Origin of the sequence: Clostridium algidicarnis, assembly GCF_000703125.1 — a bacterium.
In the GTDB taxonomy this organism is placed as follows: Bacteria; Bacillota; Clostridia; order Clostridiales; family Clostridiaceae; genus Clostridium_L; species Clostridium_L algidicarnis.
This window is the reverse complement of sequence record NZ_JNLN01000001.1, coordinates 2,795,589-2,811,795: the sequence shown is the minus strand read 5'-3', so window position 1 is coordinate 2,811,795 and position 16,207 is coordinate 2,795,589. Positions and strand designations below refer to the sequence as shown.

General features: G+C 30.7%; 15 protein-coding genes. All 15 read left to right on the top strand.

What is annotated here, in order from left to right; translation table 11 throughout:
• The first annotated feature begins 155 nt into the window (after window positions 1–155).
• Window positions 156–1,064: a phosphate ABC transporter substrate-binding protein gene (locus BV55_RS0113475; RefSeq protein ID WP_029453332.1), complete on the top strand. Its 909-nt coding sequence runs from the start codon at window positions 156–158 to the stop codon at window positions 1,062–1,064.
• Window positions 1,065–1,112: 48 nt separating this feature from the next.
• Window positions 1,113–1,994 (top strand): phosphate ABC transporter permease subunit PstC, encoded by an 882-nt coding sequence (gene pstC / locus BV55_RS0113470; RefSeq protein WP_029453331.1) that lies wholly within the window; start codon window positions 1,113–1,115, stop codon window positions 1,992–1,994.
• Between the two features lie 2 nt (window positions 1,995–1,996).
• The gene (pstA, locus tag BV55_RS0113465; RefSeq protein ID WP_029453330.1) at window positions 1,997–2,881 is read left to right on the top strand and encodes a phosphate ABC transporter permease PstA; all 885 of its coding nucleotides are present in this window, start codon (window positions 1,997–1,999) and stop codon (window positions 2,879–2,881) included.
• Window positions 2,882–2,892: 11 nt separating this feature from the next.
• Entirely contained in the window at window positions 2,893–3,642 is a 750-nt protein-coding gene (gene pstB, locus BV55_RS0113460; RefSeq protein WP_029453329.1) for a phosphate ABC transporter ATP-binding protein PstB, read from the top strand.
• Between the two features lie 20 nt (window positions 3,643–3,662).
• Window positions 3,663–4,319: a phosphate signaling complex protein PhoU gene (phoU, locus tag BV55_RS0113455; RefSeq protein ID WP_029453328.1), complete on the top strand. Its 657-nt coding sequence runs from the start codon at window positions 3,663–3,665 to the stop codon at window positions 4,317–4,319.
• 218 nt (window positions 4,320–4,537) lie between these two features.
• Window positions 4,538–5,869 (top strand): DUF512 domain-containing protein, encoded by a 1,332-nt coding sequence (locus BV55_RS0113450; protein WP_029453327.1) that lies wholly within the window; start codon window positions 4,538–4,540, stop codon window positions 5,867–5,869.
• Window positions 5,854–7,170: a ribosome biogenesis GTPase Der gene (gene der, locus BV55_RS0113445; protein ID WP_029453326.1), complete on the top strand. Its 1,317-nt coding sequence runs from the start codon at window positions 5,854–5,856 to the stop codon at window positions 7,168–7,170. The genes BV55_RS0113450 and der overlap by 16 nt, the downstream gene beginning before the upstream one ends.
• A 1-nt stretch (window position 7,171) precedes the next feature.
• Entirely contained in the window at window positions 7,172–8,164 is a 993-nt protein-coding gene (locus BV55_RS0113440; RefSeq protein WP_029453325.1) for an NAD(P)H-dependent glycerol-3-phosphate dehydrogenase, read from the top strand.
• Between the two features lie 99 nt (window positions 8,165–8,263).
• Window positions 8,264–9,742, top strand: a complete 1,479-nt coding sequence (spoIVA, locus tag BV55_RS0113430; protein ID WP_029453324.1) for a stage IV sporulation protein A — start codon at window positions 8,264–8,266, stop codon at window positions 9,740–9,742.
• A 293-nt stretch (window positions 9,743–10,035) separates the two neighbouring features.
• Entirely contained in the window at window positions 10,036–11,694 is a 1,659-nt protein-coding gene (gltX, locus tag BV55_RS0113425) for a glutamate--tRNA ligase (RefSeq protein ID WP_029453323.1), read from the top strand.
• Window positions 11,695–11,993: 299 nt separating this feature from the next.
• On the top strand, window positions 11,994–12,917 hold the full coding sequence (gene pyrB / locus BV55_RS0113420) for an aspartate carbamoyltransferase (RefSeq protein WP_029453322.1): 924 nt from the start codon (window positions 11,994–11,996) through the stop codon (window positions 12,915–12,917).
• 1 nt (window position 12,918) lies between these two features.
• Window positions 12,919–13,350 carry an aspartate carbamoyltransferase regulatory subunit gene (locus BV55_RS0113415; protein WP_029453321.1) on the top strand — a complete coding sequence of 144 codons (432 nt, stop codon included), beginning with the start codon at window positions 12,919–12,921 and terminating at the stop codon, window positions 13,348–13,350.
• A 15-nt stretch (window positions 13,351–13,365) separates the two neighbouring features.
• Window positions 13,366–14,562, top strand: a complete 1,197-nt coding sequence (locus BV55_RS0113410) for a dihydroorotase (protein ID WP_029453320.1) — start codon at window positions 13,366–13,368, stop codon at window positions 14,560–14,562.
• A gap of 2 nt (window positions 14,563–14,564) precedes the next feature.
• The gene (gene pyrF / locus BV55_RS0113405) at window positions 14,565–15,428 is read left to right on the top strand and encodes an orotidine-5'-phosphate decarboxylase (protein ID WP_029453319.1); all 864 of its coding nucleotides are present in this window, start codon (window positions 14,565–14,567) and stop codon (window positions 15,426–15,428) included.
• A gap of 16 nt (window positions 15,429–15,444) precedes the next feature.
• Window positions 15,445–16,200, top strand: a complete 756-nt coding sequence (locus tag BV55_RS0113400; RefSeq protein WP_029453318.1) for a dihydroorotate dehydrogenase electron transfer subunit — start codon at window positions 15,445–15,447, stop codon at window positions 16,198–16,200.
• The last annotated feature ends 7 nt before the right edge of the window (window positions 16,201–16,207 follow it).

Genomic DNA, 16,207 nt, shown 5'->3' with positions numbered 1-16,207 from the left:
AAGTTTTAAAATATTAATTAATTTATCATATATAAGAAGTTATATAAAAGATGTATGTTAACTTTAATTAACACTGGAATAATACGCTATTAACTTTCAAGTATTATTATAAAGTTGTAGTAAATAAGTTAGATATTAAAAATGGAGGTAGGAAGATGAATAAAAATGTATCAAAGTTTATTAAAACTGGCTTATCAATAGTACTTATTGGAGGGATTTTAGCAGGGTGTTCAACTAAATCAGAAAATAAAGAAAGTGAAAATAAAGAAAGTGAAAATAAAATAGAAGGAAGTATAACAGCTATAGGATCTACAGCGCTTCAACCCTTAGCACAGCAAATTGCTAAAATGTTTAATGAAAAAAATCCAAATGCCACTATAAATGTCCAAGGAGGCGGAAGTGGTACAGGGCTTAAAGATGTGTCTGCAGGAAATGCTGATATCGGTAACTCAGATGTTTTTGCAGAAGAAAAGCTGGATGAAGATAAAGCTAAAGAACTTATAGATAACAAAGTTTGTGTAGTTGGATTTGCAGCTGTTGCTAACTCTAAAGTAACCCTAAATAGCTTAACTAAAGATCAGCTTATAGATATATTTACAGGCAAAATAGTTAACTGGAAGGAACTTGGTGGAGATGACATAAAGATAACTATAATAAGTAGACCAGATTCTTCAGGAACTAAAGCAACTTTTAAAAAATACGCTTTAGATGGAGCTAAAGAAGCAACAGGAGAAGCGTTAAAAGAAGATTCAAGTGGTGCTGTAGCTAAAGCAGTTAAAGAAACAGAAGGATCAATATCCTATCTAGCATCATCCTACTTATCAAACGAAAAGAACTTAGAAGGAATTAAAGTTCTAAAGTATGAAGATGTAGAGATGTCAAAAGAAAATATAACTACAGGAAAATATCCTATATGGTCTTATGAACACATGTATACAAAAGGTGAAGCAGCTGGAGTAACAAAGGCATATATAGAGTTCTTTGCTACAGATGAAGCTAAAAGCACCATGGAAAAACTAGGATATTATCCAACCAGTGACATGAAGGTTACTAGAGATAAATAAGATTACGTTTATACATTCTAAGAATTAGAATAGCGGAGTTGTGATGATATGAAAAAAAGTCTTAAAAATAAGATTAAAAATGAATATTTAGGTAGAGCATATGCTACCTTTTGCGGTATGCTTATTATTATTTTAACTATATCTATAATATATTTTATTACATCAAAAGGTATAAAATTATTTACACAAAATAAACAATCCATTTTAGAATTCTTGTTTTCTAAAGTTTGGGATCCAGAAGAGAAGAAGTATGGTGCATTAATATATATATTAGGATCATCAGCTGTGTCACTTGGAGCAGTTATAATAAGTACTCCACTGGCAATAGCGCTTGCTATCTTTATGAATATGATATCTCCAAAACTTGGAGAAAAGGTAATGCAACCTGCTATGGAGTTATTTGTTGGTATACCATCGGTAGTTTATGGATGGATTGGTATAAGCGTTTTAGTACCAATCATAAAGAACTATTTAGGAGGTCTTGGATTTAGTCTTTTAGCAGGAATATTAGTTTTGAGTGTAATGATTCTTCCAACAATAACAAGCATAGCCTCTGACGCTATTAAAACAGTACCTAAAGAATATATGGAGTCCTCTTATGGACTAGGAGCAACTAGGTGGCAAACTATAAAAGGGATAGTAGTACCCTCAGCTAAAACTGGAATATCTACTGGAATTGTATTAGGACTTGCAAGAGCTTTTGGTGAAGCTCTTGCAGTACAAATGGTTATAGGAAATGCTCTTAGAATTCCATCAAAGCTACTAAAACCCTCATCTACATTAACAGGGGCTATAACTATGGATATGGGTAATACTGTAATGGGTACTGAATGGAATAATGCATTATGGTCTATGGCACTATTACTGTTAATAATTTCATTTATATTCATACTTATAATAAGAGCTATTTCAAAAAGAGGTGAAATCTGATAATGGAAAAGACTAAGGACAAGATAGCCACTATAATATTATATGTAATTTCAGGATTTGTAATATTGCTGTTAGTAGCATTTATTTCATATATATTAATAAAAGGTGGAAGTTCCCTTACATCATCTTTTATATTTGGGAATCCAAAGTTTACTGAAGCAGGAGGAGGAATAGGCCCACAATTGTTTAATTCCTTTTATCTTTTAGTTATAACATTAATTATTACTATTCCAATAGGTGTAGGAGCTGGGATATATCTTGCTGAATATGCAAGAAAAGGTAAAGTATTGAATATAATAAGACTATCTATTGAAACAATGGCTGCACTACCGTCAATAGTAGTAGGATTATTTGGACTTGTAGTTTTTGTACAAATGGCCAAATGGGGATACTCACTTATAGCAGGAGCTTTAGCCATAACCATACTTAATTTGTCATCTATGACAAGGGTATGTGAAAATGCTATAAGGGTGGCCTCGTTAGGAGTAAAAGAATCTAGCTTAGGTCTTGGCGCTACTAAATGGCAGACAATAAAGAAGGTGATTTTACCAATGGCTATGCCACAAATTCTTACTGGAATAATCTTAGCTTCTGGAAGAATATTTGGAGAAGCAGCGGCGCTTATATATACAGCAGGGATGAGTGCAAGCCCATTAAATTTTAGTAATATAAGTTTTATAGATAAGGCATCTCCTTTTGCTATTACGCGTTCTACAGAAACACTGGCAGTTTATATTTGGAAGATAAATTCAGAAGGTATGCTACCAGATGCTACAAAGGTTGCTAATGGAGCATCAGCAGTTTTAGTAATAATGATATTGTTATTTAATTTTACGGCTAGAATATTAGGTAAAAAGCTACATGAATCTTACACTGGAAAGATATAGGGGGAATTGTAATGAGCATAATTCAAACAAAAGATCTTGACCTATACTATGGAAATTCACAGGCCTTAAAAAAGATAAATTTAAATATAGACAAAAATACAGTTACAGCCCTCATTGGACCTTCAGGCTGTGGTAAATCTACATTTTTAAGAACTATAAATAGAATGAATGACTTAATTGATTCAGTAAAAATAAAAGGGCAGGTTTTATTTGAAGGTAAAAATATATATGATGACTATGATGTGATTGAACTTAGAAAGAGAATAGGGATAGTATTTCAAAAGCCAAATCCATTTGTTATGTCGGTTTATGATAATGTAGCTTATGGGCCTAGAATACATGGAATAAAAAACAAGGCAAAGCTTGATGAAATAGTAGAAAATAGCTTAAAAGAAGCTGTGCTTTGGGAGGAGGTAAAAGATAGATTAAAAAAGAATGCCATGGGACTTTCAGGAGGACAACAACAAAGACTGTGTATAGCAAGAACCCTAGCCGTAGAGCCAGAAGTAATTCTTATGGATGAACCTACATCTGCTTTAGACCCAATATCTACGTTGAAGATAGAAGAATTAATGGATACATTAAAAAAGCAATATACAGTGATTATAGTTACACATAATATGCAGCAAGCAGGAAGAATATCAGATAATACCGCATTTTTTCTAACAGGAGAAGTTATTGAATATGGAAAAACAGAAGAGATATTTCATAGACCTTTAGATAAAAGAACAGAAGATTATATAACAGGTAGATTTGGTTAAATTTAAAATGAGGTGATATCATGACAAGAAGATCTTTTGATACGGATTTAAAAAATCTTCACAGGGAAGTCTTAAGAATGGGAAGCATTGTAGAAAAACAAATACACCTATCTATAAAAGCTCTTGAAGAGCAAGATGAAAGTCTTTCTATTCAAGTTATAAAACAAGATGATTTAGTTGATGATCTTGAAAGAGAAATAGAAGATAAGTGTATAAAACTTATAGCAATGCAACAACCTTTAGCTAAAGACCTTAGAAATGTATTTACAACTATAAAGATAGTAACAGATTTAGAACGGATGGCGGATCATGCTGTAGACATTGCAAAAATTGTTATAAGATTAAAAGATGAAAAATATATAAGAGAGCTAACAGATATACCAAGAATGTCTTTAATTATTCAACAAATGATAAGAGATTCACTAGATGCATATATAAATGCTGATTCATCCAAAGCTTATGATGTATGTAAGATGGATGATGAGATAGATGATATATACGAGCATTCATTTACAGAGCTTTTAAAGTATATAATAGAAGATAAAAGCAATGCAAAACAAGCTACTCAGTTTTTATTTGTATTTAAATTTCTAGAAAGAATAGCAGATCATGTAACCAATATATGTGAATGGACCATATATTTAGTTACAGGCGAGACTGTGGATTTAAACGATTAATAAATACTAAAAAATAATATGTAGATAAAAGTTACAATAAGCTGTATAATGTATAATGGAATATTAATTTAGATTTATACTTAAGAGAGTAGATTAAAGTAATTTATATTTTAAGAGAAGATGTAAAAATGCTTTTTCATCTTCTCTTATTTTATTGACTATAAAGGCCAATTAATGTAATATAACTAATTGATAGCAATAAATATGGGAGTGGGAATATGAATACAAAAATATGCGAAGTATTTAAAGACAGTATAGCAGAAGAGTTAGGTATAGAGGTTGGAGATAAAATAATTAGTATCAATGGAAATCAAATAAAAGATATAATAGATTATAGATTTCTTATGGCAGATGAATATGTAGAGGTGGAGATAGAGAAGTCCGATAAAGAACGGTGGATTCTAGAGATAGAAAAGGACTATGATGAGAAACTAGGAATAGAATTTGAAGATGCCATAATGGATGATGCTAGAAGTTGTAGTAATAAGTGCATATTTTGTTTTATAGATCAACTTCCAAAAGGAATGCGTAAATCACTTTACTTTAAAGATGATGATTCAAGACTTTCCTTTTTACAAGGGAATTTTGTAACCCTAACCAATATGAAAGATGATGATATAGATAGAATTATAAGATATAGAATTAGTCCTATTAATATATCTGTACATACAACTAATGGGGAGTTAAGAAAAAGAATGCTAAATAATAGGTTTGCAGGAGATATATATGATAAACTAAAAAAACTAGCTGCGGCAGGAATACAAATGAACTGTCAAATAGTTAGTTGTCCTGAAGTTAATAATGGAAAAGAATTAATAAATACGATTCAAGATCTTTATAAACTTCATCCTTATATCGAAAATGTGGCTGTAGTACCAGTTGGAGTTACTATGCATAGAGAAGGATTATTCCCATTAAAGTTGTATAATAAAGCATTAGCTACAGAAGAAATAAAAAGTGTTAGAAAACTTCAAGATATATATGAAGGTGAAATTCATGAACCTTTTGTACGATTATCTGATGAATTTTATATAACAGCAGGTATAGAAATTCCAGAAGATGAGTTTTATAGGGGATTTAAACAATTAGAAGATGGTATTGGAATGATAAGATTCTTTAGAGATACAATAAAAAAAGATTTACACAAGTTAAATAAATATAGCACAGGTAGTTTTACTATGGTTACGGGGGTCTCTGCCTATGAAGAGATATTAATGGCATCAAAAAATATCATGGAAAGTAATCCTAAAATTGATATAAAGGTAGAAAAGACTATTAATAAGGCTTTTGGAGAAACTATAACAGTAGCAGGATTACTAACAGGAAAAGATATAATAGATAATTTAAGAGAAAAACAATTAGGTGAATTCATAATTATACCTAAAAATATGTTAAGAAGCGGCGAAGAAGTATTTTTAGATGATGTAACTTTAGATAAAATGAAAAGTGAACTAGGCAAGGAAGTACTAGTTTGTGATTATACAGGCGAAGACTTGATAGATATAATAAACAGTAATTGTAAGGAGGAACAAATATGGCAAAACCAGTAGTTGCAATAGTAGGTAGACCCAATGTAGGTAAATCCACTTTGTTTAATAAATTAGCAGGTAAAAGAATTTCAATAGTAGAAGACACTCCAGGAGTAACACGAGATAGAATATACGCAGAGGCTGAATGGTTAAGGTATAATTTCACAATGATAGACACAGGTGGTATAGAGCCACAAAATGATGATATTATAATTGCTCAAATGAGAAGGCAAGCACAAATTGCTATTGAAACTGCTACTGTAATAATATTTATAGTAGATGGTAAAGAGGGGCTTACACCAGCAGACCATGAAGTAGCACATATGCTTAGAACTAGTAAAAAGCCTGTAGTGCTTGTAGTAAATAAGGTAGATTCACTTAAAGATGAAAATAATGCTTTTGAATTTTATAATTTAGGAATAGGTGATCCTATAACTATATCAGCTACTCAAGGATTAGGTCTTGGAGATATGCTTGATACTGTAGTAGAACACTTTAAAGATAGTGATTATGAAGAGAATGATGATGAATACATTAGGATAGCTATGGTAGGGAAACCTAATGTAGGTAAGTCTTCATTAATTAATAAACTTTTAGGTGAGGATAGAGTAATTGTAAGTGATATTCCTGGAACTACAAGAGACTCTATAGATAGTTACTTAGAAAATGACTTAGGAAAATTTATATTAGTAGATACAGCAGGACTTAGAAGAAAGAGTAAAGTTAAAAAGGAAATTGAAAGATATAGTGTTATAAGAACTCTAACATCTATAGAAAGATCAGATGTGTGTATACTTATGATAGATGCACAAGATGGTGTTACTGATCAAGATGAAAAGATTATAGGATATGCTCATGAGCTTAATAAGGCTGTAATGATAGTAGTTAACAAATGGGACTTAATAGAAAAAGATGACAAAACTATGGAAAAATTTAAAAAGGAAATAGCTATAAAGCTATCATTTTTAAGTTATGCGCCATATCTATTTATTTCAGCACTTACAGGACAAAGAACACATAAGATTTTAGCTATGGCAAAGGATTGTTATAATAATTACTCTAGAAGAATAACTACAGGATTATTAAATGAAGTTGTAAATAGAGCAATACTTATGAAAGAACCACCTGTAGTTGCACTTAAGAGATTAAAAGTATATTATGTTACTCAAACTGGTATAAAACCGCCTACATTTGTATTTTTTGTAAACAATAAAAGTACATTACACTTTTCTTATGAAAGGTACCTAATGAATCAGTTAAGAGCTGGATTTAATTTTGAAGGTACTGGAATTAAGTTAGAATTTAGAGAGAAGAAGGAATAATATGAGTAAAATAACCTTTCTTGGCGGAGGAAGTTTTGGTAGTGCCTTAAGTATACTTTTAGCTAAAAAGGACCATGATATAACCCTTTGGGATAGGAAGAAGTCTGTTATAGATGATATAAATAATAATAGAAATAATCATAAATATCTAAAGGATGTAAATTTTCCTGAAAATATATTTGCAACAGAAGATATTGCATTAGCTTTAAAAGATTCAGAATTTGTAATCCTTGCAGTACCATCTCATGCTATACGGGAGATAACAAAAGTTATAAAGCCATATATATCAAAAGAATCTATTGTTATAAGCATTGCAAAGGGAATCGAAGAAGGAAGCTACAAGAGATTATCACAGGTTATAGAAGAAGAATTAGAAAATCCAGTTGTAGTATTTTCAGGACCTAGTCATGCAGAGGAAGTTTCTTTAGATATACCTACAACAGTAGTTGTAAGTTCAAAAGATATGGATAAAGCAAAGATTGTTCAAGACTTATTTTTTACACAAAGCCTTAGGGTTTACACTAATGATGATTTAATTGGTGTAGAAATAGGCGGAGCTGTAAAAAATATAATAGCTTTGGCAGCTGGTATATCAGATGGTATAGGATATGGTGATAATGCAAAAGCTGCTTTAATGACTAGAGGGATGAATGAGATAATTAAGATTGGTAAATGCCTTGGAGGAAGAAAAGAAACATTTTTTGGACTTACAGGCATGGGGGACTTAATAGTAACCTGTACTTCTCTTCATAGTAGAAACAGGAGAGCTGGCATACTAATAGGTGAAGGAAAGACTATGGATGAATCTATTGAAAGTGTAGGTATGGTAGTAGAGGGCATAAAAAGTTGCAAGGCTTTTTATGAATTAAAAGAAAAGCTAAATGTATCTATGCCCATAACCGATACTCTATATAAGGTTCTTTTTCAAAACAAAGACCCAGAAGAAGGGGTTAAAGAATTAATGCAAAGGGACAAAAAAGATGAAATTTATTAAGAAGACTAAAATTAGTCTTCTTTTTTTTGTTAGAAGTAATAAAGTGATTAAAGTATCAATATATATATAATGTTAACATATAGTTTAGGAGGGTAGAAATTGAATAATTTTAACATATACAAGGATATATCGGAACGAACCCAAGGGGATATATATGTAGGAGTTGTAGGTCCTGTTAGAACTGGTAAATCAACATTTATTAAACGGTTTATGGATACCATGGTAATTCCTAAAATCGAAAATGCCTATAAGAAACAAAGAGCGAAGGATGAATTACCACAAAGCTCCTCTGGAAAGAGTATTCATACAACAGAACCAAAATTTGTTCCAAATGAAGCTATAGAAATGAGCTTAGAAGATGGAATAAAATTTAAAGTTAGAATGGTTGATTGTGTTGGATACATTGTAAAAGGAGCACTTGGTTATAAAGAGGGAGAAGAGCCTAAGATGGTTACTACACCTTGGTATGATTATGCAATACCATTTGAAGAAGCAGCAGAAATAGGAACAAAAAAAGTTATTACTGAGCATTCTACTATAGGGCTTTTAATAACTACAGATGGAAGTATAACGGATATAACAAGAGAGGAATATGTAGAAGCAGAAGAAAGAGTCGTGGAAGAATTAAAAAATATGAATAGACCATTTATAATTGTTCTTAACTCATCTAAAGAATATGCTCCAGAAACTATAGCATTAAGGAAAGAGTTAGAAGATAAATATGATGTACCCGTCCAAACATTAGATGTATTGAATATGGAAGAAAAGGATATGATGAATCTTTTCCAAAAGGTACTAAAAGAGTTCCCAATTAAAGAGATAAATATAGATATGCCTCATTGGATCGAAAAACTTGAGGGCACACACTGGCTTAAAATTAATTTCCTGAACATAATAAAGGATATGTGCAAAAATGTTTATAAAGTAAGAGATATAAAGAAAACTTTAGATGGAATAAAAGAAGAGGAATTTCTAGAAAATGCTTTAATTGATGAAATGGATATGGGAGAAGGTATAGCTAGGGTTACTATGAATCCTAAAGGTGGAGTATTTTATCAAATACTTAGCGAAATATGTGATTCTAGTATAAAGGGGGAAGATGAACTTTTAACTGTTATAAAAGAATTTCATCTAGCAAAGGTTGAATACGATAAAATATCTATGGCATTAAAAGATGTAAAAGAAACAGGCTATGGACTTGTACCACCTCAATTAGCTGAAATGAAGTTCGAAGAGCCAGAAATAGTAAAACAGGGCAATAAGTATGGTGTAAAATTAAAAGCTAGCGCACCATCCTTGCACTTTATTAAGGCTGATATTAAAACAGAAATATCTCCTATTATGGGATCTGAAAAGGAGAGTGAAGATTTAGTAAAATCTTTATTAGAACAATTTGAAAGTGATCCTTCAAAAATGTGGCAAAGTAATATGTTTGGTAAGTCCTTAGAAGTATTAGTAAAAGAAGGACTTCAAAATAAATTATATAAGATGCCAGAAGATGTCCAAAGCAAAATTCAAAGGACACTTCAAAAGATAATTAATGAAGGAAATGGTGGGCTCATTTGTATAATATTATAAGTTTAATATTAGATTAAATATTAAATTTAAATCAAAGGTGTGACAAAGTATACATGATATTTTGTCACACCTTTGAATAATTATAATTTACATATTAGAGTCTTGTTATAATAAGACTTTAATATATTTACATAAAGATAATATAAAGCTATAATAATAAGTAAGTAGGTTATTATAACCAATAAATTAATATTGTGAAATATAGCCCTTCATCTTAAATAGAAGATGATAGGTTTTATTTTTTAAAATAACATATAGTACATTTAAAGTACACACTTGAAAGGATGAATAGCATGAGTAATGAAGAACTAGGAGAACTTTTATTCCCTAAAATAGAGAAAACGCCGAAATATTATTTAGAACGTTATCCAAAAAGAGAGATTAAAGAAGAAGCTAAGGTAGTTAGATATGCTCCAAGCCCTACAGGATTTCAACATATAGGTGGTGTATTTGCAGCGCTTATAGATGAAAGAATAGCAAGTCAAAGTGAAGGGGTTTTTATATTAAGAATAGAGGATACTGATCAAAAAAGAGAGGTTGAAGGAGCTATTTATGACACTATAGAAACCATGAAACACTTTGGCATGAATTTTAATGAAGGTGTCACAGGAGATGATAAAGAAATAGGCGAGTATGGTCCTTATAAACAAAGCCTTAGAAAAGAAATTTACCAAACTTTTGCAAAAGACTTAGTTAAAAAAGGATTAGCATATCCATGTTTTTGCACTCAAGAAGAATTAAACGAAGTTAGAGAAAATCAAATTTCAATAAAGGTTACTCCAGGATATTATGGGGAGTATGCAAAATGTAGAAATTTATCTTTAGATGACATTGAGTCTCATATTGAAAAGGGTGATAATTTTATTTTAAGATTAAAATCGCCAGGGGATATAGAAAATAGAGTTGAATTTCATGACTTAATAAAAGGAGATATTTCTTTCCCAGAAAACAATCAGGACATAGTTATAATAAAGTCAGATGGGCTTCCAACTTATCATTTTGCACATGCTATTGACGATTATTTAATGAAGACAACTCATGTAATAAGGGGTGAGGAATGGCTATCATCATTACCAATACATGTTCAATTATTTGAGGTTTTGGGATTTGATGCTCCAAAGTTTGCTCATATTCCAACTATAATGAAACAAGATGGAGATGCTAAAAGAAAACTAAGCAAAAGAAAAGATCCAGAAAGTGCTGTTTCTTATTACAACGAGCAGGGGTATCCTGTAGAATCAGTTACTGAGTATCTTTTGAATATAATAAATTCTAATTTCGAACAATGGAGAGAAGAAAATCCTAAACTAAGTTATAAGGACTTCCCAGTATCTTTAGAGAAGATGAGCAAAAGTGGAGCTTTATTTGATATAATTAAGCTAAATGATGTAAGTAAAAATATAATAGCTAAAATGAACTCTGACAAAGTATATGAATTATATATAGAGTGGGCAAAAGAATTTGACAAAGAAAGTTATGATCTTGCAGTTAAGTATGAAGATAAATTAAGAAAAGTCTTTAATATAGATAAAGAAGGAACAAAGCCAAGAAAAGACTTTGAAAAGTGGAGTGATGTTAAAGAAAAGATATTTTATTTCTTTGATGAACTGTTCTATCTTAAAGGGGTAGAGGATGTAGAACTTCCTAAAAATATGAGCTTAGATGAAGCAAAAAGTATAGTTAAAGAATATATTAAAATATTTAATATAAACGAAGACAATAATGTATGGTTTGAAAACCTAAAGTCACTAGCTTTAAAATTAGGTTATGCAGGAGATAGAAAAACTTTTAAAAAGGATCCAGAAAGCTATAAAGGTATGGTTTCAGATGTTGCTGGAGTTATAAGAAGTGCGCTCACACATAGAACAAATACACCTGATTTGCACACTATAATTCAAATAATGGGTAAAGAAAAGGTAGAAGAAAGATTCGAAAAGTTTTTAAATTTATAAAAATATATTGACAATTATAATTGCAGATGTTAGTCTAAATAAGATAGTAAGCCTTTAATTTGATTCAGAGAAATCAGTAAGGAAGATATAGATGAATATAACAATATTTATGTTATTGTTATGCCTTCCTTTTTAAGGAAGGCATTTTTTGTTTAAGTTGTTTAGATAATAACTTATTTAAATTATATAAATGCATCTATAGAAATGTAAAACAATAGCGATGAAAGTTAAGGCCTACAAAAATTAAATATTATATAACCTTTAAAATTAACACAGTGATGTTAAAAGGAGAGATGATTATGTTAAAAGGAAGACACTTAATTGACCCTATGGATTTTACTCTAGAGGAAATTCAAGAAATACTTATTCTAAGTGAAAAAATTATTTTAAATCCAAATGATTATTCAGATATTTGTAAAGGTAAAATATTAGCAAATCTATTCTATGAGCCAAGCACTAGAACCAGATTTAGCTTTGAAGCCGCTATGTTGAGACTTGGAGGACAGGTTATAGGCTTTTCAGAAGCAAATTCTAGCTCTGTAGCTAAGGGCGAAAGTATTGCAGATACTATAAGGACTGTAGGATGCTATGCCGATATAGCAGCCATTAGACACCCTAAAGAGGGATCTTCAAAAATCGCATCTCAGTACTCACCTATTCCAGTAATAAATGCAGGAGATGGAGGACATCAACATCCAACTCAAACACTTACAGACTTACTCACCATAAAAAGTATAAAAGGAAACTTAGATAATAATGTAATTGGTATTTGTGGTGATTTAAAATTTGGAAGGACAGTACATTCTCTAATAAAATCCATGTCTAGATATAAAAACAATAAATTCGTATTAATATCTCCAAAACAGTTAAGTATACCAGATTATATAAGTAAAGAAATATTAAAGAAGAATAATATAGAATACCTAGAAATAGAAAAAATGGATGATGTAATAAAAGATTTAGATATTCTTTATATGACAAGAGTTCAAAAAGAAAGATTCTTTAATGAAGATGAGTACTTAAAGCTTAAAGATAGTTATATATTAAATAAAGAAAAAATGAACAAATCTAAAGAAGATATGATAGTTATGCATCCTTTACCAAGAGTTAACGAAATAGCCTATGAAGTAGATGAAGATCCAAGAGCTTGTTATTTTGAGCAAGCTAAATATGGAATGTATGTAAGAATGGCTTTAATGGCTAAACTTTTGGGGGTGAACTAATATGGTTTCTATAAATAGTATTAGAAAAGGTATCGTGATAGATCACATAAAGGCTGGGCTTGGAATGAAAATATTTAAGTATCTAGGTTTAAATAATGCAAATTATACCGTGGCTTTAATTATGAATGCTCCAAGCTCTAAACTTAATAGGAAAGATATGATAAAAATAGAAAACGAGCTAGATATAGATTACACAGTACTTGGAATTTTAGATCCTTCAATAACTATAGATATAATAGAGGACGAAAAGATAGTAAAAAAATTAAAACTTCAATTACCTCTAAATGTTGAGAATATAATAAAATGCAAAAATCCAAGATGTATAACTTCTGTAGAAAATTATATTCCTCAAAGCTTTTATTTATCAGATAGAAAAAATAGTGAGTATAGATGTACTTATTGTGACGAAGCTTCTAATCTTGAAGATATATAAAAAGGAGGAGTAATAATGAAATTACTTATAAAGAACGTAAATATAATAGATTATAAGGATAATTTTTTCGGAGATGTTTATATAGAAGAAGGGAAAATAACTAGTATAGGTAAAGATATAGATAAAGAATGCGAAATCATAGATGGAAAAGGATATAAATTACTTCCGTCTTTTATAGATCTTCATAGTCATTTTAGAGATCCAGGGTATACCTATAAAGAAGATTTATATACAGGAAGTAAAGCAGCAGCGAAGGGTGGATATACAGTAGTAAATCTTATGGCAAACACAAATCCTGTTTGCAGCAATACAAAGGTATTAAGTAGTATAAGAAATAAAGCTAAAGAAATAAACATCATTGACATAAATCAGTGTATGGCAATTACAGAAGATATTAAGGGTGAAAACATTGATAGTCTTAAAGAAATAACAAAGTATGATGAGATTAAATTTGTAAGTGATGACGGTAAAGGTGTATCTGATAGCAAAGTTATGATTGAGGCCATGAGGGTATGCAAAGATAAAGATATTACAATGATTTCGCATGCTGAGAGTCAAGAATTATCAGATATTGATATGAGGCTTGCTGAAAATACTATGACATGGAGAGATATAGTACTTGCTAAATTTACGGGGGTAAAGCTTCACTTAGCACATGTTAGTACAAAAGAATCTATGAAATATATAATTGAAGCTAAGGAGGAAGGATCTAAGGTAACCTGCGAGGTAACACCTCATCATATAGCCCTTACTTCTAAAACAAATTATAGAGTAAATCCTCCTTTAAGAGAAGAGGAGGATAGAAAGTTTTTGATAAAAGCTATTAAAAATGGATATGTAGATGCAATAGCTACAGACCATGCACCTCATAGCAAAAAGGATAAAGAAAAAGGATCCCCAGGGCTTATAGGGCTTGAAAGTGCCTTTAATGTATGTTACACAACTTTAGTTAAAGAAGAGGGAATATCTATAAATAAGTTATCAGAAATTATGTCATATAATCCAGCTAGGATAATGGGGTTTAATAAGGGGAAAGTTAGCATAGGGTTTGATGCAGACTTTGTTTTAGTAGATACAGAAAAACAATGCGAAATATATGAGGAAGATATAATTTCAAAAAGTAACAACACTCCCTTTATAGGGTTTAAAGGATATGGGAAAATACTTGCAACTATAAAAGGTGGCAAAGTTGTTTATAAAGGAGATATATAATTATGAGTATAATGGATAAGCTTTACGAAAAGGTTGAAGAAAGAGGGAATACTTGTGTAGGTTTAGATACCAATTTAGATTATATACCTCTATCAATAAAAGCAAAATTTACAAATTATGAAGATATGATATTTAATTTTAATAAAGAGATAATAGATTCAACCTTTGATAAGGTGGCTTGCTTTAAACTTCAGATAGCTTATTATGAGGCACAAGGTATAGAAGGTTTAAGAGCATACTCGAAGACAGTAAAATATATAAAAGAAAAAGACTCTTTAGCTATAGGTGATATAAAAAGAGGGGATATAAAAGATACAGCAAAGATGTATGCAAAAGCTCATTTTGAAGGAGACTTAGAGTGTGACTTTATAACCTTAAATCCTTATATGGGAATGGATAGCATAGAACCCTACCTTCCTTATATAAAAAAAGGAGATAAAGGAGTTTTTATTTTACTTAGAACCTCTAATAAGGGAGCCGAGGATATACAGTATATAGAATCAAAGAATGGAAAAAGAGTATATGATATCATGGGCGAAAAGATATCTTGTATGGGCAGGGAATATATAGGTGAAAAAGGATATAGCCAAATAGGAGCTGTTGTAGGATGCACTCACATAGAAGAAGGAAAAGATTTAAGGGAAAAGTTAAATAATACCTTCTTTTTAATACCTGGATATGGTGCTCAAGGGGGAAGAGTAGAAGATGTAGCAATTTATTTAAATAAAGGTAATGGAGGAGTTGTGAACTCTTCTAGAAAGATAATTTTAGCTTATAAAGAGCATAAAGGAGAAGATGTAGGGTTTTATGCGAGACAGGAAGTAATGAGGATGAATGATGAAATAAAAAATGCTTTAAATATTTAAATTTATGGAGGTATATATGAGTGCTAATTTTACGAAAGTAAAGGTAATAAAAAATGATGAAGTTTATAATAATATATTTAGCCTTTGTGTTGAATTAAATGAAGATGCAGAAAATTTACTTCCAGGTAAGTTTTATATGTTAAAGCTAGAAGATACGGAAACCCTTTTACCAAGACCAATAAGTATATGCAGTTTTAATTCAAATAAATTAGAATTTCTTTATGAAGTCGTGGGAAAGGGTACTAAAAGTTTTAGTACCCTCTCTACGGGCGAATATATAAACATAATTGGGCCTTTAGGAAATGGATTTCCAGCTAATGAAGCCAAAGGAAAGATAGCTGTTATATCGGGAGGGATAGGAATAGCACCAATGAAAGAGCTCATAAAAAGATTAAAAGATTCAAAGGATGTACAAACCATTCATTTATACTCTGGTTTTAGAGAAGAACCTTATTTCATGGAAAGCTTTAAAGATACAGCTGACACGATTTATATAGCTACGGATAGTGGAAAAGAAGGCTATAAAGGCTTTATAACAGATATTGTAGATTATAAAAGTTATGATTTAGTATTTTGTTGTGGGCCCTTGCCTATGATGAAAAAGGTTGCACAAAGCTGCAAGGAATGTGGGGTTAAATCTTATATATCTATGGAAGGTCATATGGCCTGTGGTGTTGGAGCCTGCCTTGTATGCACATGTAAAACTAAAGAGGGAAATAAAAGAACGTGTAAAGATGGACCAATTTTCTTAGGTGAAACCTTAGAATTTTAAAGGGAGA